The organism is Nocardiopsis sp. NPDC101807 (genome assembly GCF_044766605.1).
Lineage (GTDB): Bacteria > Actinomycetota > Actinomycetes > Streptosporangiales > Streptosporangiaceae > Nocardiopsis > Nocardiopsis tropica.
On the sequence record NZ_JBIWMK010000002.1, the window covers coordinates 890659 to 912820 of the forward strand.

Annotated in this window: 21 protein-coding genes; 11 read left to right on the forward strand and 10 right to left on the reverse strand. The window is 71.9% G+C overall.

Annotation, left to right across the window (positions count from 1 at the left end; translation table 11 throughout):
• Nucleotides 1-511: 511 nt before the first annotated feature.
• Nucleotides 512-1606 (forward strand): NAD(P)-dependent alcohol dehydrogenase, encoded by a 1095-nt coding sequence (locus ACIRPH_RS09190; RefSeq protein WP_402911394.1) that lies wholly within the window; start codon nucleotides 512-514, stop codon nucleotides 1604-1606.
• Between the two features lie 82 nt (nucleotides 1607-1688).
• Nucleotides 1689-2771, forward strand: coding sequence for an MBL fold metallo-hydrolase (locus ACIRPH_RS09195; RefSeq protein ID WP_402911397.1), 1083 nt, complete (start codon nucleotides 1689-1691; stop codon nucleotides 2769-2771).
• 351 nt (nucleotides 2772-3122) lie between these two features.
• Here the strand turns inward: ACIRPH_RS09195 and ACIRPH_RS09200 are convergent, their stop codons facing one another.
• Complete coding sequence (locus tag ACIRPH_RS09200; protein WP_402911399.1) at nucleotides 3123-3992, reverse strand: alpha/beta fold hydrolase; 870 nt, start codon at nucleotides 3990-3992, stop codon at nucleotides 3123-3125.
• Between the two features lie 107 nt (nucleotides 3993-4099).
• On the opposite strand from ACIRPH_RS09200, the gene ACIRPH_RS09205 reads away from it, so the two are divergent.
• Nucleotides 4100-4603 (forward strand): CGNR zinc finger domain-containing protein, encoded by a 504-nt coding sequence (locus ACIRPH_RS09205; RefSeq protein WP_402911402.1) that lies wholly within the window; start codon nucleotides 4100-4102, stop codon nucleotides 4601-4603.
• A gap of 193 nt (nucleotides 4604-4796) precedes the next feature.
• On the opposite strand, the gene ACIRPH_RS09210 is transcribed toward ACIRPH_RS09205, so the two are convergent.
• The 4 genes from ACIRPH_RS09210 to ACIRPH_RS09225 form a co-directional block, all read right to left on the reverse strand.
• Nucleotides 4797-6032 (reverse strand): epoxide hydrolase family protein, encoded by a 1236-nt coding sequence (locus tag ACIRPH_RS09210; RefSeq protein ID WP_402911405.1) that lies wholly within the window; start codon nucleotides 6030-6032, stop codon nucleotides 4797-4799.
• Nucleotides 6033-6264: 232 nt separating this feature from the next.
• Nucleotides 6265-7161, reverse strand: coding sequence for a lysostaphin resistance A-like protein (locus tag ACIRPH_RS09215; protein WP_402911407.1), 897 nt, complete (start codon nucleotides 7159-7161; stop codon nucleotides 6265-6267).
• Between the two features lie 424 nt (nucleotides 7162-7585).
• A complete protein-coding gene (locus tag ACIRPH_RS09220; protein ID WP_402911409.1) occupies nucleotides 7586-8089 on the reverse strand; it encodes an NUDIX hydrolase in 504 nt (167 codons plus the stop codon).
• Between the two features lie 177 nt (nucleotides 8090-8266).
• The gene (locus ACIRPH_RS09225) at nucleotides 8267-8635 is read right to left on the reverse strand and encodes a hypothetical protein (RefSeq protein ID WP_402911411.1); all 369 of its coding nucleotides are present in this window, start codon (nucleotides 8633-8635) and stop codon (nucleotides 8267-8269) included.
• Between ACIRPH_RS09225 and ACIRPH_RS09230 the strand changes: the two genes are divergently transcribed.
• Nucleotides 8622-8894 (forward strand): hypothetical protein, encoded by a 273-nt coding sequence (locus ACIRPH_RS09230; protein ID WP_402911414.1) that lies wholly within the window; start codon nucleotides 8622-8624, stop codon nucleotides 8892-8894. The genes ACIRPH_RS09225 and ACIRPH_RS09230 overlap by 14 nt on opposite strands.
• A 553-nt stretch (nucleotides 8895-9447) precedes the next feature.
• Nucleotides 9448-10137, forward strand: a complete 690-nt coding sequence (locus ACIRPH_RS09235) for a hypothetical protein (protein ID WP_402911416.1) — start codon at nucleotides 9448-9450, stop codon at nucleotides 10135-10137.
• Nucleotides 10138-10480: 343 nt separating this feature from the next.
• On the opposite strand, the gene ACIRPH_RS09240 is transcribed toward ACIRPH_RS09235, so the two are convergent.
• Nucleotides 10481-11077: a YdcF family protein gene (locus tag ACIRPH_RS09240; RefSeq protein ID WP_402911419.1), complete on the reverse strand. Its 597-nt coding sequence runs from the start codon at nucleotides 11075-11077 to the stop codon at nucleotides 10481-10483.
• 176 nt (nucleotides 11078-11253) lie between these two features.
• Nucleotides 11254-12159 carry an NADP-dependent oxidoreductase gene (locus ACIRPH_RS09245; protein ID WP_402911422.1) on the reverse strand — a complete coding sequence of 302 codons (906 nt, stop codon included), beginning with the start codon at nucleotides 12157-12159 and terminating at the stop codon, nucleotides 11254-11256.
• A 146-nt stretch (nucleotides 12160-12305) separates the two neighbouring features.
• Between ACIRPH_RS09245 and ACIRPH_RS09250 the strand changes: the two genes are divergently transcribed.
• Nucleotides 12306-12671: a MerR family transcriptional regulator gene (locus ACIRPH_RS09250; RefSeq protein WP_402911425.1), complete on the forward strand. Its 366-nt coding sequence runs from the start codon at nucleotides 12306-12308 to the stop codon at nucleotides 12669-12671.
• A 201-nt stretch (nucleotides 12672-12872) separates the two neighbouring features.
• On the opposite strand, the gene ACIRPH_RS09255 is transcribed toward ACIRPH_RS09250, so the two are convergent.
• On the reverse strand, nucleotides 12873-13322 hold the full coding sequence (locus ACIRPH_RS09255; RefSeq protein ID WP_402911427.1) for a hypothetical protein: 450 nt from the start codon (nucleotides 13320-13322) through the stop codon (nucleotides 12873-12875).
• 36 nt (nucleotides 13323-13358) lie between these two features.
• Complete coding sequence (locus ACIRPH_RS09260) at nucleotides 13359-13733, reverse strand: hypothetical protein (protein ID WP_402911430.1); 375 nt, start codon at nucleotides 13731-13733, stop codon at nucleotides 13359-13361.
• Between the two features lie 302 nt (nucleotides 13734-14035).
• Between ACIRPH_RS09260 and ACIRPH_RS09265 the strand changes: the two genes are divergently transcribed.
• Both ACIRPH_RS09265 and ACIRPH_RS09270 read left to right on the forward strand, forming a co-directional pair.
• The gene (locus ACIRPH_RS09265) at nucleotides 14036-14548 is read left to right on the forward strand and encodes a DUF5956 family protein (protein ID WP_402911432.1); all 513 of its coding nucleotides are present in this window, start codon (nucleotides 14036-14038) and stop codon (nucleotides 14546-14548) included.
• 237 nt (nucleotides 14549-14785) lie between these two features.
• A complete protein-coding gene (locus ACIRPH_RS09270; RefSeq protein WP_402911435.1) occupies nucleotides 14786-15595 on the forward strand; it encodes a hypothetical protein in 810 nt (269 codons plus the stop codon).
• Nucleotides 15596-15948: 353 nt separating this feature from the next.
• On the opposite strand, the gene ACIRPH_RS09275 is transcribed toward ACIRPH_RS09270, so the two are convergent.
• Entirely contained in the window at nucleotides 15949-16707 is a 759-nt protein-coding gene (locus tag ACIRPH_RS09275) for a hypothetical protein (protein WP_402911438.1), read from the reverse strand.
• Between the two features lie 137 nt (nucleotides 16708-16844).
• Here ACIRPH_RS09275 and ACIRPH_RS09280 point away from each other — a divergent pair, with 137 nt between their 5' ends.
• From ACIRPH_RS09280 to ACIRPH_RS09290, 3 genes are all read left to right on the forward strand, one after another.
• Nucleotides 16845-18449, forward strand: coding sequence for a flavin monoamine oxidase family protein (locus ACIRPH_RS09280; protein ID WP_402911440.1), 1605 nt, complete (start codon nucleotides 16845-16847; stop codon nucleotides 18447-18449).
• A gap of 39 nt (nucleotides 18450-18488) precedes the next feature.
• A complete protein-coding gene (mtnK, locus tag ACIRPH_RS09285) occupies nucleotides 18489-19769 on the forward strand; it encodes an S-methyl-5-thioribose kinase (protein ID WP_402911442.1) in 1281 nt (426 codons plus the stop codon).
• A gap of 895 nt (nucleotides 19770-20664) precedes the next feature.
• Nucleotides 20665-22161 (forward strand): GMC oxidoreductase, encoded by a 1497-nt coding sequence (locus ACIRPH_RS09290; protein WP_402911444.1) that lies wholly within the window; start codon nucleotides 20665-20667, stop codon nucleotides 22159-22161.
• Nucleotide 22162 lies beyond the last annotated feature (1 nt).

Here is a 22162-nt window from a genome sequence, read left to right on the forward strand (position 1 = left end):
CGGCCCCCCCGGGGGGCCCCGCCCCGGGCGCCCCCCCCACCCACCCCACGGCCCCCGGCCGGGGGCGGGGGGCGCGCCCCCCCCCCCCCGGGGGGGGGGCGGGGGGGCCCGACGGTCGCGGCGCTCACAGCAGGCCGGGGGCAACGTCCCCCTCGCTCGGGGCACCGGCCCGAAGGCCGAAGGCGCGGTCCCCGGGCGCGTGAGGGGCCCCGGTCCGGAAGAGCGGGTCGGGCCCCGTGCGCGTGCGGACGACACCACGGCGGGAACGCGTTCGGGGTGTCCCGATCCACCGGGCCGCACAGGCGTGCCCCACAACGCGCGGCCGTGACCGATACGGCGACCGATTCGCAGGCCCGGACGGCTGCCGTAGGTTCAGTCCCGCTCGAGGGTCTTTCGACCCGCACCACACCGATTTCCAGGAGTCGTCGATGAATGCTGTCCCCGGTCGCTTCGGCGTCGGCGGGGCCCTGTGAGAGGGCGACGCCGTACGACCACACCAGCGCTGGCCGCCGTGATCGAGAAGCAGGACGGGCCGTTCGAGTTCCGCGACATCGAGGTCGAGGAGCCCCGGCCCGACGAGGTCCTGGTCCGGATGGTCGCGACCGGGATATGCGCGACCGACGCCCATGTGCGGGCCCAGCGGATGACGACACCGCTGCCGGCGGTGCTGGGGCACGAGGGCGCGGGGGTCGTCGAACGCACGGGAAGCGCCGTCACCTCCGTCGCACCCGGTGACCACGTCGTGCTGTCCTACCACTCGTGTGGACGGTGCAAGCCGTGCGTCTCCGGGCACGCGGCCTACTGCGACAACCTCTGGGCGGCGAACTTCGCGGGCGCCCGCCTGGACGGGTCGAACGGGCTGCGCACCGCCGGTGGCCCCGGGGCCGGTCCCGGGCCCCGCGGACACTTCTTCGGGCAGTCCTCCTTCTCCACCTACGCCCTCACCCACCAGCGCAACACCATCAAGGTGCCCGCCGACCTGCCCCTCGAGGTCATGGCCCCGCTCGGCTGCGGTCTGCAGACGGGCGCCGGGGCCGTGCTCAAGGCCCTCGCCGTTCCGGTGGGCGCGTCCCTGGCCGTGTTCGGCGTGGGCGCCGTGGGCCTGGCGGCGGTCATGGCGGCGCGCGTCGCGGGTGCGGCCGTCATCGTGGCCGTCGACGTCGACGCCGACCGGCTCGCACTCGCGCGCGAGCTGGGAGCGACCCACACCGTCGACCCCGGACTGGTCGGGGACCTGGCGGCCGAGCTCCGCGCGGTCCGGGAGCGCGGCATGGAGTACGTCCTGGACACGAGCGGCCGGGCGGAGAACCTCGACGCGGGTGTCGGCGCGCTGGCGCCCATGGGGCGGTTCGGCTTCGTGGCCTTCCACGAGGGCGCGGGCGCCGTGGTCGACGCGGGCCGCCTCGCGGCGGGCCAGTCGCTGCAAGGCATCATCCAGGGCGACGCCGTCTCGCCGCTGCTGGTCAACGAACTCGCCGAACTCCACCGGGCGGGCCGGTTCCCGATCGACCGGCTGCTGTCCTTCTACGACTTCACCGACATCAACACCGCGTTCGACGACGCGGGCTCGGGTCGGGTCACCAAGGCGGTCCTGCGGTTCACGTGACCGGAACAGCGCGGCCGGTCGTGCGCCGCGCCGAGGACCGCATGCTCCACGAGAGCGAAGAACGAGGAAAGGCATTTCACCGATGTGCACCAGCGGTCAGAAGACCATCACCGTCGACAGCACCCCGGCCTTCTACGGCATCGACCACTACGGCTTCCCCCGGGTCGGGGAGGACGACCCCTCCGACCCCGAGGGTTACTACCCCCCGTATCTGCGGAGTGAGCGCTTCCAGAAGTACGGCTACCACGTGGAGGAACTGCGCGACGGCTTCTACTGGGTCACCAGCGCCGGTTACGACGCCGCGTTCGTGGTGACCGGCGAGGGCGTGGTCGCCATCGACGCACCGCCGACGCTGGGCGAGAACATGCTGGCGGCGATCGAGGAGGTCACCGACCTGCCGGTGACCCACGTGGTCTACAGCCACTGGCACGCCGACCACATCGGCGCCGCCTCCGTGTTCGGCCCCGACGTCGAGATCGTCGCCCACCGCATCACCAAGGAACTCCTGGAGCGGTTCCCCGACCCCAAGCGCCCGGTACCGACGCGCACGTTCGAGAACGACTACGTCCTCGACGTGGGCGGCGTGGAGCTGCACCTGTCCTACAAGGGCGAGAACCACTGCCCGGGGAACATCTTCGTCTACGCCCCCCGGCAGAAGGTGCTCACCGCCGTGGACATCCTGAGCCCGGGCTCCGTGACGTTCATGCACTGCGACGCCTCGCAGAACATCTCCGGCTGGTACGAGGCGCACTCCCAGATCCTCGAGTACGACTTCGACTTCTTCGTCGGCGGGCACCACATGCACTACGGCACCCGTGAGCAGGTGGAGCTGTGCGTGGAGTACTTCGCCGACGTACTCGAAGGGGCCACCGCGGCGGTCGAGCGGTTCAGCGGCTCCGACGCGCTGGTCGGCATCCTGGCCGACGCCGGCCAGGACAGGGTCTTCGTCGGCACGGAGAACTGGATCAGCTCCATGGCGAACTACACCACCCGGCACGTCCTGGAGAAGCGGACGGGCAACGGGCAACTGTGGTGGGAGCGTCTGGCGGGCGCCACCACCCAGACCAAGTACCACGCCTACACCGTGCTGGAGTCGATCCGGTTGGAACGGCCCCGCCCCGACTACCGCATGCGCGGGACCAACCCCCCGCCCTTCCAGACCTGACGCGGCCGTGTGCGGCAGGTGTGCGGTGCGGCCGCCCCCTCCGGGTCGACCGCACCGCTCATCCCCCCGCCGGTGCGGGCCGACGGTGTCCGTCCGCATCCGGGGTTGCCGGGGTCTCACCGGCGGGCGCGGGAGAACTCCGATGCCCGCCCCGCCGGCGGGGGTGTGCCACCGTCCCGGCCCGGACGGGGCCCGGCACGGGCGTTCCCCGCCGTGCGCGCCGAGGGGCGCCGGCGCTCACGGCGGGGTGCGGCGGGTGTCCGGGCCACGCCGGCCGCCGTGGCCGCGCGCGGGTCGGGGAGCGTCACGGCCCGCGTCGGCGCCCCGTCCCGGTGCCGGCCGCGCTCCGGGTCATGGCAGCACGCGGCCCAGGAAGTCCCGCATGCGGTCGGCCACGGTGTCCAGGTGGCTCTCGAGCAGGAAGTGGCCGCCTCCGTCCACCAGGTGGATCTCGGCGTCCGGCAGGTCCCGGGCGAAGGCGCGCGCGCCGTCGGGGCCGAAGATGAGGTCCTCCGCCCCCCACACGGCCAGGAGCGGGACGCGGCTCTCCCGGAAGTACGTGTGCAGCCGCGGGTACAGGGGCCGGTTGGCGGCGTAGTCGCGGAAGAGGGCGAGCTGCGCGCGGTCGTTGCCGGGGCGGCTGATGTCGCGGTGGTCGGCCGTCCAGGTGTCGGGGTCGACCAGTTCCGGGCGGTCCACGCCGTGGAGGTACTGCCAGCGGATGGCGTCGAGGCCCAGAGCGCTGCGGACCGCCGGCTCCGTCCCGGGTCCCGGGTCCTCTGCGTAGGCCCACAGGGGAGTCCAGAACTGCGGGACGAAGCCCTCCTCGTAGGCGTTGCCGCTCTGGGAGACCACCGCGGTGATCGCCTCCGGGGCGCGGAGTGCGAGCCGCCATGCGATGGGGGCGCCGTAGTCCTGCACGTAGACGGCGTAGCGGTCGACGCCGAGCTCGGCGAGGAGCGCCTCGGTGACGTCGGTGAGCGCGTCGAAGGTGTAGGGGAACGCGTCGGCCGAGGGGGTGTCGGAGTGGCCGAACCCGAGGTGGTCGGGGGCGATGACGCGGAACCTGTCGGCGAGCCGCGGGATCAGGTGGCGGAACATGCGCGAGCTGGTGGGGAAACCGTGCAGGAGCACCAGGGCCGGCGCCTCGCGGGGGCCGGCCTCCCGGTAGAAGACGCGGTGCCCGCGAACGGTGGCGTGCTGGTGGCGGACCTCGACCATGACTAACCCTATCAATACGTTTTGGTGGTTATCGATGCCCCCAGTGGACCCCATGCGAGGTAACCTGTCAAGTGGATTGAGAAGGTTAGGCGGGGAGGTGGGTGGTCGTGATCGACGAAGGGGCGCTGCTGGAGGCGCTGAACAGCACCCCGGTGGTGGACGGCCGGCCGCGGGACCTGTGGGCCGATGACGCCGTGCTGCGGCGGTGGGCGCGGGAGCACGGCGGCCCGGACGAGGCGCCGGCGCTCGACTGGCTGCGGACGGCCAGGGACGCGGTCCAGGCCGCCACCCGCGGCCCGCTGCCCGAGACGGAGCTGCGGCGGATCCTCAGCGGCGCCCACCGGGTCCCCGAGGTCGGCCGGGAGGAGCTCCGGTGGCCTCTGCACGGGCCGCCCGAACGGAGGCTCGCGGTGGAGCTGGTGCTCGCCTGGTACGAGGTCCGGGCGCACAGGCCCGGTCGGCTGCGCCCCTGCGGCAACGACGAGTGCCGCCTCTTCCTCCTGGACCGCAGCCGCGCCAACACCGCCCGCTGGTGCTCGATGAAGACCTGCGGCAACCGCCTGAAGGCCCGTCGCCACCAGGAGCGCGTCCGCCGGGAGCCGGGGGCCTGAGGGCGGTCCGACCGTGCCCGCCGTCCTCCCCGGCCCGGCGGACCCCGCACGGCCGCCTCCGGGCACGGCGACAGCGGGGGGACGCATGCGCGCGCAGGGGGCGCGGCGACGGTAGTGGCCGGTCAGGGGACGCGCACTCCCCCACCGGACGGGGTCCGCACGGCCCGCCGCCGTGGGAGCCCGCGGAGGCCGGTCAGGGCCTGAGACCGCGAAAGGTGCGGCGCAGGTCGTCCACCCAGGCTTCGGGGTTCTCCCAGGGGATGAAGTGGCCGCCGTGGTCGTGGGCGTTGACGTTGACGTGGTTGAACCAGGCGCCCTGCGGGCCGTTCCTGAACGCCCGGACGCGCTCGGCGGCGGTGTGGACGCCGGGCGGGTTCTCGTAGGTGACGAGGGTGAGGCCGACCGGGGCCTGCACGACCGGGGTGCGGTCGTGGGAGGGGGTCCAGGGGTAACGGTTGGCGTTCGCGTAGTAGCGCATCGACGTGGCGATGGAGTTGTTCGCCCAGTAGATCGTGGCGTGGGTGAGCAGGTCGTCCCTGGTGAAGACGGATTCGACGTCGCCGCCGTTGTCGCTCCAGGAGTTCCACCGCTCCAACAGCCAGGCGAGCAGCCCGGCGGGTGAGTCGCTCAGCCCGTGGGCGAGGGTGGCGCCGTCGAGCATGTGCACGGCGAGGTGGCTCGCCGAGCGGTGGTCCATCTCGACGATCCGGGCGCGGACGTCGGCCGGCTGGTCGTCGGTGAGGGGCCGGTTGCGGGCGAAGTCCCAGGCCCGGGGCCCGTTGAAGAAGTCGAGCGGCAGCCCGGAGCCGATGTGGACGCCGTACAGCTCGTCGGCGTACTTGTGGCCGAGCTGGCTGGAGACGATCCCGCCGATGTCGCAGCCCCCGGCGGCGTACTTCCCGTACCCCAGGGTGCGGGTCATCAGGGTGTGCCAGAGGTCGGAGACCTTCCAGAAGTTGACGTCCGGAAAGCCGGTGAGCGGTCCGGGGAAGCCGAAGCCGGGCAGGGAGGGCACGATGACCTCGAAGGCGTCGTCGGGGTCGCCGCCGAACGCGGCCGGGTCGGCGAGCGGGTCGATCACCTTCGACCAGTGCCAGAACGTCCACGGCCAGCCGTGGGTGAGGATCAACGGGATCGGTCTGGGGCCGCGGCCGGGCTTGCGCATGAAGTGCACCGGGACACCGGCGACGTCCACCCGGTAGTGCTCGTGGACGTTGATGGCGGCTTCGGCCGCGCGCCAGTCGTAGCCGTCGCGCCAGTAGGCGACCAGGTCGCGGAGATAACCGTCGGGGACGCCGTAGGACCAGTCCTCGTTCCCCTCGTCCAGCGGCGGGCGGGTCGACGCGAGACGGGCGCGCAGGTCGTCGAGGACCTCGTCGCGCACATGGATCGGAACGGGCTTCAGGGGGAAGGCGTGCGGGATGCTCATCGCGTGGTTCCTCACGGGGGTGCCGTCTGACGATCGGGCAGCGGGCAGGTACGGCCTCTCGCCGGAGATACTCCGGCCGCCCGTCCCGCCGGCAGCCGATCGAAGGACGGCAGCATACCGGGCACCAGACGAACCAGGGCGTTCCTGCGCGAAGGCGCGTCGCCCCCACCACGGCCGTGCCGCTCCGTGACGGAACGACGGCGGCCATGCACCCATGGCCGCCGTCGCCCCGTCAGACCCGCACGGGGTGCGGGTCGGAAGGGGTGAGCGCCGGTCCCGACCTGCGCGTGCGCAGCCACACCGCCGCAGCGATCGCGGCGACGGTGACGCTCGGCACGAGCAGGACGGCCGACCCCGTGCCCACCGACCGGTCCGTGACAGCACTGCCGATGTCGGAGTGCAGAGCGATGACGATGACGAAGGTGAGCGTGTTGAGCAGGGCGTGGACGACGACAGCGACCTCGATGCCGCCGGTGCGCCAGGTGATGACGGCCAGGCTGACGGCGAGGGTGAGGTACCAGAGGTTGATCCACGGGTCGTCCGCGCCGTGGATGCTCGTGAACAGCAGGCTGGAGACGAGGACGCCGAGGACCAGCCCGGTGCGCGGCCCGCGGCTCCAGCTCCCGGCGACCCGGAAGACGAGGCCGCGCAGCCCGTACTCCTCGCCGGCCGACTGCAGAGGCGTCAACAGGAGGGTTCCGATCAGCACGCCGACCAGGTCGGCGACCGGCCAAGAGGTCTGCTCGACGGGCATCGAGGCGTTCATGACGAACACGGCGACCAGCCAGAGGGGGCCGATGAACAGCAGGGCGCGGCCGAACACGTCGAACCGGAAGCCCGAGACCACGGAGTGCAGCGAGGCGCCCCGCACCCCGTAGAGCCACCGCTGGAGGAGCATGCTCCACGGGATGAGCAGGGCGAGGGAGAGCATGCCCGCGGCGTGGTAGAGCGGCGTGTAGTCGGTGCCGCCCGCCGCCGGGTTGGCGTTGCCCATCCGCGCGTCCAGGAACGTGGCGGCCTGGACGAAGGCGAAGCTGAAGACGAACAGCCCCGCCACCAGGAGCACGATCGCGAGGACGCCCCGCCCGATGCGGCGCTCGTCCCCGGCGAGCACGCGGTGGTACTCCACGCCCGGGGGAACCGCCCGCGGGCCGCGTCGACGCGGGGCCGGTGCTGAATGGACGGGCTCCCCGGACGGCGGGGACGGCGGGGCCTGCCCCGCACCGCCGCTCCACGCCGCGCGGAACGGCTCGGCGGCCGGCCGTGACGGTGGAAGGGGACTGGAGAAGTCATCATCGCGGTACATGCCACGAACGTATTTCGGAGCGGGGCCGTGACCGAGTGCCACCGGTCACGGGATCCCTCTGCGATCCGCACGGGCCCGTGATGACAGATGTCATGCGTGGTCGCGGTTGCCGGCGGAGCGGCCGGGGCCGCCGCCGGTGTGGGTGGGCACGGCCCGACCCGGAACTCGACGCCGGATCACGGGGTGCCATGTGCGAGGCCGCGCGACCGTTGGCAGCCGCGACGACGACAGTGGATGCGGTCTGGCGTCACCAGCGGGCGACAAGCCTCTCCTGCGTGCCCCGGTTGCGGTACAGCCAGGTGGTCCCCGACGCGACGGCACCGGTCAGGTAGCCGACGACGGGCTCCCGCTGTGTCGCGCTGTCCAGTTCGCCAAGCAGCTTCAGGACGTCGGGCAGGGGGAAGAAGGCGGCCTGTTCGATGTCGTCGTCCTGCGGGGCGATGTCCCCTGACCACTCGTCGATCTCGAAGGCGGCGGCCACTGCGGAGGGATGCTCCTCGGAGTCGATGTGCATGAGGAACGCGGTCCGCACCGGGTCGCCCACCAGCAGCCCGGTCTCCTCCCGCAGCTCGCGGCGCAGGGCTTCGTGCATGAGCTCGCCGTCCTCGACCCCGCCGCCGGGCAGTGACCAGCGCATCTCGCCGCCGCTGCCGAGGCTCTCCCGCACGAGCAGGACCTCGTCGCCCCGGCGGACGATGCCGATGACCAGTTGCACCCGGGGCCTGGGGGCCTTCGCACCCTCTGCTGTCATGCCGCAGACCGTACAGGAGAGACCGTTCGCCGGTGGACGGGGCCGACGTGGAGACGGATGCGGCCTCCGCCGGATTCGTTCCCGGCGTTCAGCCACCGGTCCAGGCCCTCTACCGCCCCGGCCTGTGACGAGACCGTGCCATCCCTCGTACGCGGTGCGTTCCTTGAAGCAACCCGGTTACCGACTGTGGAGGTGGCTTCTGACCTGTGTGGTGATCAAGGCGATCAGGGCCTGGAACTGTTCATCCGGGCTCGGCGTGGGGAGGGCGGCGGCTTCGCGGAGGGTGGGGATGTCGAGGTCGGTGTGTTCCTCCAGCCAGGGGGCGGGAATGAGTGGTCGGTTCGCGGTGGTGGTGCGGTCGGCGGGGTGATCGACCATCAGGGCGAAGGAGAACACGAGCAGGGACAGGTGCCGGTGGACGTCGAGCGCGGCGGTGGTGTCGAGGCCGATGTCGCGCAGCAGTGTCAGGAACCGGTCGAGGTTGGTCAGCCGGTTGGGGTGGGCCGAGGTCGGCGGGGTGCTGGTGCTGGCCGTGGCGGTCAACATCACCGCACCCGAACGCGTCGGCATGGTCGCCGGAAGCGTCTCCACCCTGGCCTCCGTCGGAGCCGGTATCGGTACCGCAGCGCTCGGCGCCGTCTACACCCTCTACGGCGGCGCCGACCGCGAAGCCGTCACCGGCGGGGTTCAAGCCGTCCTGACCGTATCCGCCCTCCTGTCCGGCCTCGCCGTGGCGACAACGTTGATCCTGATCAGCCCCCGCCGAATACCCCGCCCTGCACGTCACGAAGAAGCCGCAGCCTGATGCGGGCAGCGACCTCGATGCGTACTCATCGTGCCCGAGCGCGTTGCGCATCCCGATCGACTCCGGCACCCCGGACATGGCGCAAGGCGTCAAAAGCGAGACGTTCGCCGCCGAGCTGGAGCCCTACGTCATGGCGGATCTGGGCTGACTCCACCTGCTGGCTGCACAACCGGCCCTGCGAAGACCGACTCCGGCGATGTCGACAGGCTCGTGGGCCTCGCGCTCGGGGTCGGCTTCCCCAGTGGGCGGGCCCGGCCGGACGGGGCCGGGGCAGGGCGCCCTTGCGACCGGACACCCGCGCTCTGAACCCTTGTGCGGTCCGGTCATAGGCGGTTCGCAGCTGGGGGCCGTCGGTGGCGTGTCCTCCGCGAGCAGGCGCGTCCGGTGCAGGGCGATGACCTCGGTGAGGGCCTCGGGCGGCCATGCCTTCCGAGTGTCGGCCGGGCCGGTCGGGGGTGCGGACTGTCGGAGGGAGCAGCCAAGGTGGGGGTGGCCGCCTCCGCCGCACCCGTGCGGACACCCCACCACCGCCCCCGACACGATGGAGACCCCCATGCCCGGCCGCCTCACCCCGGCCCGCTTCGTCGACCTCTACGACCTGGGCGCCAGACCGCACATCCTCGCCTACCGCACCTCCGTCGGCGACCGGCGGCGCCGGGAGTGGCTGATCGACGCCGGGCTCCTCGCCCCGTGCGATCCCCCCAGCCGCGGCTACGCCTTCCGCATCACGCAGACGGGTCTGGCCGCGCTGCGCGAGCACCTGGACTACCTGGAGGAGCGCGAGTCCCAGGGGCTGCCGCACCGCTCCGGGAACGAGTACGGCATCCAGCGCGGGGTCCTGGCCTCCCGTGCCGGGCTGGACGCGGCCCTGGCGCGGCGCGCACGGGGCGAGGCCGCGCCCGTGGAGGCGCCGGGCATGGAGTGGTGGGGCGGGCAGGGGACACCGGCGTGGGAGGGCTCGCCCCCCGAGGTGTTCCGGGCGGTGGCCGTGTTGCAGGCGGCCGGGCACGCGCCCATGGACTGGACGGCGGTGGGGGAACCCAGGGGCTTCTACGTGGAGCCGCGCGGGCGGCTCCTGTATGTGTACCACGGCGAGGCCCGACGCTCTCAGCGGGAGGACGGAGAGTGGTTCACCGCGGAGGTCGGCGCCTACGCGGAGGCGCTGCGCGCCGCCGGGTGGCAGGTGGACGCGGACACGGGCCGATGCGCGCACGTGCGGGTTCCCGACTCCGGCCGAGGATGAGCCCGGACCGGCTCTCCCCTTGCCCGCTGACCAGGCCGGCTCCTCTTCCGGGCTTGCCTCAGATCCTGTCGTCGTCCCCCTCGACCCCCGCAGCCGACGGGAACAGGCCGGTGAACTCTCGGCCTTCCCCGGTACAGCTTCGTCGTGTTCGGTACAGCGGTGGGCAGACCCGCCCCGCAGAGGCGCAGCGCCGTCCGCCCCGGCCCGCCCAGTCCGTGGTGCTCCACCACAACCGCTACCACCCCGTGGACACCGAGCAGTGGGTCGACGCCTACGAGGGTGCCTTCCGGCAGTTCCGCCGGAAGCAGGGGATGCGTCCCAAGACCTGGCTCGACGCGGCTGCCTACGGCGATGGCTTGCGTTCGTCGTTCCCGAGACGGCGCAGCGCCCACAGCCCGTACAGGGCCAGCAGGGGTTTGACGAGCACCCACTCGCCGGGGCGGTAGTCGTCCGCGCGCACCAGCCTCGCGGCCAGGTCAGGGCGCAGGCGCCGCAGGTACGCGCGGGCCTTGAGCGCGTGGGCCGGCTGGGAGACGATCGCGATGCGTTCGGCGTCCTCGATCAGCGGGATCACGTTCGCGACGTTCTCCCAGGTCGTCGTGCTCCGGTCCTCGAGGAGCACCGTGCCGTCGAACCCGAGGGACTTCGCGTGGTCGGCCATCAGTCGGGCCTCCGCGACGCCGCTGCCGACCGCGCCGCCGCTGAAGACCAGGCGGGTGGCGTGCGCTCCGCCGGCCGGAATGGAGCGGAGTGCGGCGCGGACCCGCCACCGGTTGACGGCGTTCGCCCTCACCTGGGGGTTGCGGTAACCGAGCACGACCACGGCGTCGGCGGTTCCGCCACCGCTCCCCAGGAGGGCCCGCGACCAGCGCCAGTTCAGCCACTCGCTCCAGGCCAGGGCCAGGGCCCCGACCATCACCAGTCCCGTCCTTGGCCGCATACGGCCGACTCTAGGGCACCCCGGGTATCGGGCGGGGAAAACGGTCGCCGAGCGGGCCTGATCGGCGGGAACGCATCGGAGCGCCGCTCCCGCCCGAGGGGCGTCCGAGCGGCCCCGCCGAAGGTGCGGGCTTCCCGCAGCCGAAGCCGCGGGAAGCCCTGGACCGTCGGACGGGCTCAGACGCGGACCACGATCTTGCCCCGCGTGTGTCCGCGTTCGGCGTGGGCGTGCGCTTCCGCGAGCCGTTCGAGGGGGTAGGTCCGCTCGATGCGCGGTGTGTAGCGGCCCTCTCCGCCGAGTTCGCCCGCTTCGGCGAGGAGCGCGGAGTCGTTCTCCGCGTTGGCCAGGTGCGTGCCCAGGCGCTGGGCATTCGCGTGGTCGGCGATCGTCGACACGCGGGAGGGGTCGCCCACGATCGCGACGAGGTCGCCAAGGGAACCGGAGGCCGCGGTGTCGAGTGCGAGGTCGACGCCGCCCGGGGCCAGGGAGGCCAGGCGCTCCGCCAGGCCGGTGCCGTAGGTGGTGGGAACGGCCCCGAGGGAGGCGAGGAACGCGTGGTTGCGCTCACTGGCCGTCCCGATCACGGTGGCCCCGCGGGCCACCGCGATCTCGACCGCGGCGCTGCCCACTCCTCCGGCGGCGCCCTCGACGAGCAGGGTGCGCCCCCGTAGGGGGCCGAGCACCTTCAGTCCGCCCATCGCGGTGACGGATGCCAGACCGGCGCCGGCGGCCTCCTCATCCGTCCATGCGGTGGGAGCGTGGGCCCAGGCCGAGAGCACGGCCAGCTCCGCCGTCGCGCCGGTGACGCCGCCCAGGCCGAAGACGCGGTCGCCGATGTCCACCCCCTGCACACCGTCACCGATTCCGTCGACGACGCCGACGGCGTCACGCCCGGGGATCGCGGGCAGGTCCACGGGGAGCATCTCGCGTACCGCACCGGAGCGCACCTTCCAGTCGACGGGGTTGACGCCGGCCACCGCGACGCGGATGCGGATCTCACCGGGTCCGGGGTGCGGGTCCGGCACCTGCTCGACCACGAGGGTCTCCACACCGCCGTACTCGTGATAACGGACTGCGCGCATGATGTTCTGCCCTTCCACGCGGCCGGGACCGGCCGTTCGTGAGATCGGTGAGGTGAGCGTTCGGCGAGCGCCGACGCCCACTACGCTAGAACCTGACGTTGACGTCAGGTGCAAATCGGGCAGACCGCCCGAGCAGAGGAGGACCGGTGCGTATCGGTGAGGTCGCCGACAAGTCGGGAGTGAGCGTCCGGGCGCTGCGCTACTACGAGGAACAGGATTTGCTCCCGGCCGACCGCAGCCCCGGAGGCCATCGGCACTACCCCGACACCGCCGTCGGCCGGGTCCGGCTGATCCAACAGCTGTACGCCGCGGGCCTCCCCAGCAGGGTGATCCGCGATGTGCTGCCGTGCGTGGACTCGGGTGAGGCGCACCCGGCGCTCCTGGACCAGCTGGAGTCCGAACGCGCCCGCATCGACCAGCGGATCACCGACCTGCTCGACGTGCGCGACCGGCTCGACGACGTGATCGCCATCACGCGGGATCCCGATGCCGACTGCTCCCCCCTGCAGTGAGGACTAACGCCGCGACGACGCCAGGCGTCCCGGCCCGGCAAGGAGGCCACATGAGCGAGGCGTGATCCTCGGTCCTCGCACACCGACGGCCAGCGGTGGCCGTGCCCGTCTCTCCGCCACCCCCACCAGCGAGATCACGTTCTACGGCTGGAGCAGGAGAGCTTTCGTGGATGTCGCCGCGCATCTCCCCGCCCCCGAGGGTCATCCACGCGAACCGGGGACCACCTCGACCTCCACACCCCTCTCGCGAAGAAGCCGGGACAGAAGTTCCACCTCCACACGCGTTCCCGCATATCCGGGGCCCGTCGCCTCGCGACCGAATTCCTGGGCTTCGGTGATGGACGCGCCGAAGACCTCCCTGAAGACCTTGAGCAGCACGCCCCTTTTCCGCACCCGGCCCACGATCTTCAGATGCTCCACGCCGTGCCGGTCGATCAACAGGTCGCGCACATGGGCAGGGGCGGGGCCCCACACCCACTGGTGGGTGACCTGACAGCCGACGCACTCCCACTCGACCTCCCAACGGAGCCTGCCGCCTCTGACCAGTTGAACGACCCAGCCCTTCCGGACACCGCCGCACTCCTCGCACGCATCACTCAGGCACACAGCCTGCTCGACCATCACCACTCCCATGGACGCGAGGACGATCACCTCTTTCCAGTTCGCCGACCCCGGTCCGAGACGAGATCACTCATCCAGGAAAGGCGACCACGAAGAACCCCTTATCTCTGTCAGGAGGCGCCGAGCCCTGTCCCTCACCACGTCCCACTGCCCGGCGGAAACCATGGACTCGGGGCTCCACAGTTCCGGATCGACGTCGATCAGTCGCGTGAAGAGATCGAGGACCTCCTGGATCCCCTCATCGAGGAAGTCGGGGAACTCTTCCTCCTCGTCATACGTGACATAGCTTTTCACAGCGATGTAACAGTCTTCCAGCTGCAGAACGATCTCGTCCTCGGCAAAGCCCGTGCGCCTGATCCAGTCCAGTTGGCGTTCCCCGTTCCAGGATGCCACCCGGATCGAGAGCATGAGGCTCTCCATGTTCGGCGTCTTCTCGATCACTGCGACCCCGAGAAAAGCTCGGCCCGGTCCGACTCGCCGACCACGTCATCCGCCTTCCAGCAGGGAACACTTCCATGATGCGCGGTTTTGGGATACCGGAAGGCCATCGGCGACCGCCCGGAAGACGCTCTCCAGTACGATGCACCGTGACGGGATACGCATGACCGCGGGCCCAGGGTGTCACGGACATTCGTCCGCTGGAAAAGCGTTTTTCACGGCCCTCCGTTCACGGCGGGGGCGATTCCTTGCCGTTCCCCGGGCAGAAGGCGGCAGACCGCCGCGAGGTCGAGGAGAGTGCTCCGATGCACGAACGTTCATGGTCGGCGGTTCCGATCGTCGCGCAACCGCCGGCCGGGACCGGAACGGACGGTGGAGGGAGGTTCTTCGAGGTCCCCGAGTCCGGTTGGCATGCCTTGCTCGCCTGGGCCGTCGGCCCCGAGCACATGGTCCGGTGCCTGGACGTGCGTCCCCCCGAACCCGTGCACGTGGTCTGTGAGAGCAGAGGCGAGCGCACTGTCAGAATCGAGGAGAGGACACGCGGCGATCGGTCGGCCGTGGACGGTGGCATCCACGACTACCTCACCGATGCGCGGGTGCCCTCCCAGCCCTGCGGCTACCGGTGGTTCATCGCACTGCCGGACGGCATCGACGGCGCCGATCAGTTCTTCGCCCGTTTCGGACGCGCGCTGATGGACCTGCCGCCCGGCCCCCGTCCGCGGCGGGAGCGTGAGGCCATGATCGCGGTCGCCGAGACCCTGTACGCAGCCGCTCCCCAGGAGAGCAGCAGAGAGTCCGTAGGAGACGGATCAGGGTGAACCGATGACAGTCCCCTCGGGCTCGGGCAGCCCCCGGTTGCCGTCGGGCATGTCCGGGAGCGGGGAAGAGGAGCTCCCGCGCAGGTCGACACCCCGCACAGCCGGCGTCCCACAGCCGAGGGGCGCCCTCGGTCACCAGCACCCCTGGGTACTCTCCGTCCTCTGTCACCGCCTCCGGGCATTATGGACGGCGAACCGCTCTGTCCCCCTGCCGCAGACGAGGAGCACCCCCACCACATGAGTCGCCCCAGGGAATTCGGACCGGTCCAACTCGCCCGCTGGCTTGGACTTGACCACGACCAACTCCGCCGCGCCCTGCACCGCGGCCTCGTCCCACCCCCCGACATCGACGACCGCAAGTGGTCCGAGGCCCTCGCCAAGACCCTGCCCGAACGCACCGAGGCCGTCCTCGCCGACCTGGCCGCCAGCCCCACGCCCGAGAACTCCCCCGCACCGGAACCGACCCCTCTTCCCAAGAAGAAGACACCCGGCCGACGCGGCAGCTACGGGTCCCTCCAACTCGCCCGGCTCATGGGCCTGAAGGAATGGCAGGTCAAGAGGGCCGCGCAGCGCGGTCTCATCCCACCTCCCGACATCGACGGGCGCCGCTGGTCCCAGCACGTAGCCGAGACCCTGCCCGAGCACGCCGCCGACGTCGCGCGCGAGATCGGCGACCACCCCGGCCTGGGATCGCAGAAGGCCGCCGACCGCGTGGCCGCGCGCACCGGCCTGACCGTCACCAGGGACGACGTCGCCGAACTCGCCGCCCGGGGCACGCTGCCTCCGGTCGGCGACTACATGGGCTCGGCCCTGTACTCCCTGCGAGACCTGGACGCCCTGACCGAGGAACACCTGGCCCCCGTCATCGAGCAACGCCGGGCCTGGATCGAGGCGAGCCTGACCGGCAAGGAGGCCGCCGACCTGCTGGGCTGGTCCGTCGGCAGGTTCGAGGTCACCGCCGAGCGCCACGGCCTGCTCCCCGGCAGACTCGACCGCTACCCCAGAGCCGACGTCGAACGGCTCGACGCAACACGCGCCCCCGGCTGAGGCCTCCCGCCCTCCCAGGAACCCGGCCGCCGAAGGCAGCGCCTGCCCACGGGCCACGTCCGCCCCGGGCCCCGCCGCCCGGGTGCGGAGTGCCCGGGGTGTGGTCCCCCCTGGACCCCGGGCGTACGGTCAAGCGTCCTGCGGCGTGCCCCAGGGGCAGCCCGCCTCAAGGCGAACGCTCCTCGGGGCCCCCGGGACGGAGGTCAGCACGCACGGCCGTCGTCGGTGTCGTGGCCGCAGAACCGGCGCAGGCCTGCGACAGGCCCCGGTCGCCGCACGGCGGGCAGGGATCAGAGCCGGGCGTGCCACCTGCCCGTGACGGAGCTGCACCACGGGGCTCTCGGGACGAGCCCTCAGGGGATCTCCGAATTCGACCTGCTCCCGTTCGCACCGTTGCCGGAGAAGGGCCCCTGTGTTTTCCCGGGCGAGAGGACGGCAGTGCTTTCCCGCGCGGCGCCGGAAAGCTCGGTGAATTTCTCGCCCAGCGGCCGAATCACGTTCTTCTCCACCTGGTAGTAGTCGGTGAGAACGGACAGGGGGACACGGCGCAGGTACCAGGTGCCGGTCAGGTTGCAGTCGATTTTCGGCTCTGGACGGAAACCACCGGTGAGCCAGCCCCCGCGCTCGGCCTCGAACGTTTTTTCCAGGCGAAAGTGGTTGAAGAGGTTCTGGGCGGTGGTGAGAACCGGCTCGTCAGGGTTCTGCGGACGCGGGTCCGTCACCCCGAACCAGCATTCCGGGTGCGGGGAGTTCTGCACGTAGGCGTCGCCGAAGCCGAGCCAGGGCCAGACGAAGGCGACGAGTCCGGCGTCGGCGATACGGCAGTCGTCGGCGGTCCTGCCCTCGGGGATGCGCTCGGCGTCGATGTAGAAACGGCCCAGCCAGCTGGGAAGCCACAGGTAGTAGGGGTAGGCGCTGTCGTCCGACAGGAGGTAGCTGTTGGCGTTGGAGAAGAGCGCCTTTCCCGCCACGGGGGTGAGCCGGGTCCCGTATTCGGGGAGGGAGAACCGGACGCCGAGGACCTCGAAGAATGATCTGATGTCGCGGAAGTACTCGGAGAACTGGTCGTAAGCGTTCGAGGTCTCCTGAAGCACCTGCGGACGGAAGATCATGCAGTTCCCCGGTCTCAAGGAAATATGAACAGCATATTATGCCCTCAGTATGCGTGCGGTGCCCTCGGTTGACAAGAGCGCGGTGAGGCGGAAGTGCAGGTGTTGATTCTGTGGTTTCAGGGGAAACAGATTCCGGTGTGCAATATCTGGATGTAGCGGTCGTCGGCGCCGGCCTCGCCGGATGCCATGTCGCGGCCAGGTTGGCCGAGGCAGGGCGAGGGAGCAGGATCGGCCTTTTCGAGAACGACCACAGGATCGGCGGAAGAATGCACTCCGTCCGGATTCCGGGCCCGTCCGGGGCCTGGGCCGACCTGGGCGCCATGAGGCTGCACACGGGCCTGCGCCGGGTCCTGGGGCTCGTCGATGACCTGGGGCTGGGACCGGACCTGGTGCCGTTCGAGTTCGGACGGCCGGAGAACCTGTTCCACCTGAGGGGGAACAGGGCGCGTCAGGGGGACCTGACGGGCGCCACCCTCCCCTACCGGCTGCGCCCGGACGAACGCGGGCTGTCGCCAGGGGAGCTGGCGGACAGGGTGGCTCAGACCCTGGTGCCGGGGTTCGCGGAGAGCCGCCGCACCCACCACGAGGCCCGCGCCCGAGGGGACCGGCCGGTCGCCGACCACGCACTGGCCGCCTTCAGGTCCCGGTGCCGTACGGGGCGGCTGCACGGCCGCCCCCTGGAGGAGGCGACCTGGCCCGACGCCCTGCGGGCGGTCCTCAGCGGCGACGCCGTCGCCTTCGTGCACGACGCGGGCGGCTACGACGTGTCGACAGGGGGCGAGGGCGCGACCGCGCAGCTCGACCTGCTCTACCGGACCCCGCCCGACGCCGAGTACGTCTGTCTGCGGCGGGGCATGGAGAGCCTGCCGCGGGCCCTGCACGAACGTTTCACGCGGGCCGGCGGCGCCACCCGCCTCGGCCACCGGCTGGTGCGGGTCGAACGCGGGGACACGCCCGGCGAGGGCTCCGGACGGGGACGCCACCTGCTGCTCTTCCGGCGGTCGGACGGGCGGGGTCGCCTCCTGCCCGGCCACGTCCGCGTGCGCGCCGACGCCGTCGTGCTGGCCCTCCCTCCCGGGCCGCTTGGCGCTCTCGACCTCACCGGCCTGCCCGTGGGCGCGCACCTGTCCGCCGACCTGGCGGCGGTCGAGGCCGTCCCCGCCCTCAAGCTCTTCCACCTCTACCGGCGCCCGTGGTGGCGGGACCTGGGGCTGAGCCGGGGAAGGAGCACCACCGACACCCCCCTGCGCCAGCTCTGGTACGGAAGCGCCTGCCGGCCCCCCGACGGTGATCCGCACCCGTCACCCGCACCGATGCTCGCCGCCTACCCCAGCGGCCCCTCGGTCGGGCCGTGGCTCCGCGGCGGGGCCGACGAGGGCGCGGCCGGTGGCCACGCCTTCCCCGCCGCGGGCGACGCGCCGGCGCCCGCCGCCGTGGTCGCCCGCGCCCATGCCCTGCTCCGGCGCGTCCACGGCCTGCCCCTCCTCGAACCGCCCCTCGCCGCCTGCTGGCGGGACTGGAGCGGCGGCGCGTGGCACACGAGGCGCCCCGGCCACGACCCGCGCGCCCTGGCACGGCGCATGGGGCAGCCGGCCGCACGCGAGCGCGTGCACGTGGTCGGCGACTGCTGGACCCATGACCCGGGGTCCGTCGAGGGAACCCTCGACGGCGCGGAGGCCGTCCTTCGTGAGCACTTCGCCCTGCCCGCCCCGGAGTGGTACCGCGACGCGGGCGCCCGCTGAACGCACCCTGACAGGAAGCGCACGACCGGAGGAGCCGCCGTGGAGAACACCGATTCAGCCCTGCCCGGACGCACCGCGTCCACTGCCCGTGACCTGACCGCCTACCTGGAGACGCTCCCCCGGCCGCGGGCGCGGCTCGGCGGAGGGGCCGGCGACTGGCGGGTCGAGGAGGTCGGCGACGGCAACGTCAACTTCGTGTACCGGGTCCTGGGCCCCTCCGGCTCGGTGTGCGTCAAACAGGCCCCGCCCTATGTGCGCGTGGCGGGCGGGTCCTGGCCGCTGACCCCCGAACGCGTCGTGCACGAGTACCGCGCCCTGGAGGAGCACGGGCGTGCGGCCCCCGGGGCACTGCCCGCACCCCTGCACCTGGACCGCGACCGCCACCTGCTCGTCATGGAGTACGTGGAGGACCACACCGTCCTGCGCCACCGCCTCGCCCGAGGGGCCCTCCACCCGGGGCTGGGCGAGCAGGTCGGCGACTACCTGGCCCGCACGCTCTTCGCCACCTCGGACCTGGCCCTGCCCGCCGCGGACAAACGGGCCCTGGTCGCTGAGTTCGAGCTCAACACCGAGATGTGCCGGATCATGGAGGACATGGTCTTCACGGAGATCTACCGCGACTTCCACCGCAACAGCTGGACCTCTCCCGAGCTGGACGCGGAGGTGGCCGCCGTCCGGGCCGACACCCGCGTCCTGATCGCGGCCTCCCGCCTCAAGGACCGCTACCTCACCAGCAGACAGGCGCTGCTGCACGGGGACCTGCACACCGGCTCGGTCATGGTGGGAACGGCGGGGAGCCGGGTCTTCGACCACGAGTTCGCGTGCTTCGGGCCCATGGGCTTCGACGTGGGCGGGTTCCTGGCGCACCTGCTCATCGCCTACTTCGCCGCGGACGGTCGCCGCGCAACGCCCTCTCCCCGCGAGGACGAACAGCAGACCTGGCTGTTGGACCAGGTGGAGCTGACCTGGAACGTCTTCCGGGAGCGCTTCCTGTCCCTGTGGCGCTCGTCGGGCCACGGCGACTCCTACCCCGCCGCGCTCTTCGCCGACGCCCGCGGGGCCGCCGCCCTGGAGGGTGAGCGCGGCGCGTATCTGGACCGGGTCCTGTGCGACTCCGTCGGTTTCTGCGGAGCCGAGCTCATGAGGCGCCTGATCGGTTTCGCCCGCCCCGCCGACCTGACCGGCATCGCCGACCCCGGGGCACGGGCGGGCTGTGAACGCGCGGCCCTGCGGCTGGCTCGGGGACTGCTCGTGGACGCCTCGGACCACAGGAGCGTTCGCGACGTCACGAACGCGGCCCGGCGCGCCCGGACGGGGTGAGGAGGGCGCGGCACGACGCCGCGTCCGGCCCGGGTCGCGCACCCGGGATCGGCCGGGCCCCTCGGGAGCCGTCCCCCCGGGGGGACGGTGTCGGACCGGTGGCTCCGACCGGCGTGCCGCGGCGGACGCGGGCGGTGTGCACGAGGGCCCTGCGCGCCGAGGGCCCGGCGCGCGGACACACGGGTCCTCGCACGAAAGGGCATTGGCCGAGCGGTCGGGCCGGCGGGAAAGGCGCACCGAACCGCCGTTGCGCCACACCTCCGCCGGAGGGGACCGCCGCGGGACGGAGCCGAAGCGAAAGGGGATGCGCGAGAAAATGACGGAGCGCGTTTGCGCCTCTGTCCCCGAAGGGCCGCACCGACCTTCGGAGCGAGTGGAAACAGAAGGGAAACACCACCCCTTTCCCGCGGGCGGATATGGTCCCGCGACCGCACAGGGAATCCCATGGACCACAGCACACCCCCACGATTGTGCACGACCTCGCCGAGAACCGCCATCACCTGCAGGACAGAAGTATCTGTCCGCCTCCCTGCCCGGACCACCCCCACAAAGGAACAATAAAGTCCCACACCAACACTAATTCGGGTAAATCAACGAATAAGGGACTGCTATTGACTGGAACGATTGAGGGAACTAATGTTCCGCAGGGGGCTTCTCGCCCACGACCGAGAACGGGCAGTGAACAGACCGAACGACCCCGGAGTGCCGGCAGACCCCATTCCCGCCAACGTACCGAGCGCCCCGGAACCCGGCGCCCCAGCCGGAAGAATTCGCTCCAGATTCACTACTCCCTTTCACGTCGAACGAGAACCTGTCGGAATCACGCGGTAATCCGAGGCCCCTCACTCGACCATGGCCTCCGGCCAGCCACGCCCCAGCACGGGACACCGAGCCAGTGAAGCATTTCGTCCAGCTCAGTCAGATCCCACGAAACCCCGACTACGACTACTGCGTCATCGGCGGAGGACCCGCGGGCCTCATCGCCGCGCACGAGCTCTCCAGGCGCGGCGAGACGCTGCTCCTGGAAGCCGGAGCGACCTCGCCCGAGAGCTCCTACGCCGCACTGCGCGCCGCGACGACCGACAGCGTGCTCGTCAGCGACCACGGCGTCCATCCGGCCAACCCGTGGACCCTGCGCGGCCCCGGCGGCGGCATGGAGCGGTACGCGGGGATCCTGGTCCGCTACCGCACACAGGACTTCGACAGGTCCGCGGCGTTCGCACACGCCTCGGCCGACCCGCGCTGGCCCATCGGGTACGAGGACCTGCGCCCGTACTACGACGAGGTCGAGCGGCGCTTCGGCATCGCGCGCACCACCGGCCTCGATCCCACCGAGCCGCCCTCGTGCGCGCCCCTCCTGCCACCGCATCCGCCCAGCGCACGGGCCGAGCTCATCAACGAGGCGTTCGACGAACTCGGCATCGGACACTTCCCCACACCGCTCGGGGTCAACTCCCGTCCTTTCGCCCGACGCCCCGCCTGCACCCGGTGCGGTCCCTGCAACGAGACGCTCTGCCGGACGGGCGCGAAGGCGTCGGTGCTCCCCCTCGTGCTGGGATCCGGATCGGAGCACCGGCTGCGACTCGCGCACGCGGTCACCGCCGAGGCCCTCCGGGTCGGTCCGACGGGCCGGGTCAGCGCGGTCGAGTGCCTGGACACGGCCGGGGGCCGCCACGCGACCATCAGGGCCCGCAACTTCGTCATCGCGGCCGGCGCACTCAACAGCTGCGCCCTGCTCCTGCGCTCCACCAGCCGCCTGCACCCCCACGGACTGGCCAACGGGAACGACCAGGTGGGACGGGGCATCCAGTTCAAGCTCACCGGGTACGCCGAGGTGCGGGCCCCCTCCTCGGCACGGCTGCGGGAGAGCCCCACCCTGTTCAGCACCACGGCGACCACGGACTTCTACCACCGGCTGCCCGGGGGCGGATGCGGCGGCTTCCTCTACGAGGCGTCGGCCCCGGACCGGCCCGACACGCTCCGGCTGCACTTCGTCGTGTCGGAGACGCCGATGTCCGAGAACTTCGTGGCGCCGGCCCCCTCCTCAGCCGACGGGCCCAACGTCGTGATCCGGCACAGGAGCCACCGGGCCGACCTGCGGCGGCTGCGCTCCCTCCGCTCGATCGCGGTCGACACCCTCGCACACATCGGACGCGGCGTCCGGGCCCAGGAGGAGTTCAACGCCACGGGCATGGCGCACCTGGCGGGCGGCTGCCGCGCGGGCACGGATCCCAGGACCTCGGTGGTCGGACCCGAGGGACGACTGCACCAGTGCGACAACGTCTATGTCGCCGACTCCGCCTACTTCCCGTACGCGGCCGCCGCCAACCCGACGATGACCGTGATCGCCAACGCCCTGCGCATCAGCAGGCAGCTCGCACAGCACTCCTAGG

Coding starts and splice junctions, on each gene's coding strand:
- ACIRPH_RS09245 (WP_402911422.1), bottom strand. CDS start 12,159: ATGCGCGCAGTCCGTTATCACGAGTACGGCGGTGTGGAGACCCTCGTG.
- ACIRPH_RS09200 (WP_402911399.1), bottom strand. CDS start 3,992: ATGGTCGAGGTCCGCCACCAGCACGCCACCGTTCGCGGGCACCGCGTC.
- ACIRPH_RS09265 (WP_402911432.1), top strand. CDS start 14,036: ATGCACGAACGTTCATGGTCGGCGGTTCCGATCGTCGCGCAACCGCCG.
- ACIRPH_RS09275 (WP_402911438.1), bottom strand. CDS start 16,707: ATGATCTTCCGTCCGCAGGTGCTTCAGGAGACCTCGAACGCTTACGAC.
- ACIRPH_RS09210 (WP_402911405.1), bottom strand. CDS start 6,032: ATGAGCATCCCGCACGCCTTCCCCCTGAAGCCCGTTCCGATCCATGTG.
- ACIRPH_RS09270 (WP_402911435.1), top strand. CDS start 14,786: ATGAGTCGCCCCAGGGAATTCGGACCGGTCCAACTCGCCCGCTGGCTT.
- ACIRPH_RS09225 (WP_402911411.1), bottom strand. CDS start 8,635: ATGTTGACCGCCACGGCCAGCACCAGCACCCCGCCGACCTCGGCCCAC.
- ACIRPH_RS09220 (WP_402911409.1), bottom strand. CDS start 8,089: ATGACAGCAGAGGGTGCGAAGGCCCCCAGGCCCCGGGTGCAACTGGTC.
- ACIRPH_RS09240 (WP_402911419.1), bottom strand. CDS start 11,077: ATGCGGCCAAGGACGGGACTGGTGATGGTCGGGGCCCTGGCCCTGGCC.
- ACIRPH_RS09195 (WP_402911397.1), top strand. CDS start 1,689: ATGTGCACCAGCGGTCAGAAGACCATCACCGTCGACAGCACCCCGGCC.
- ACIRPH_RS09235 (WP_402911416.1), top strand. CDS start 9,448: ATGCCCGGCCGCCTCACCCCGGCCCGCTTCGTCGACCTCTACGACCTG.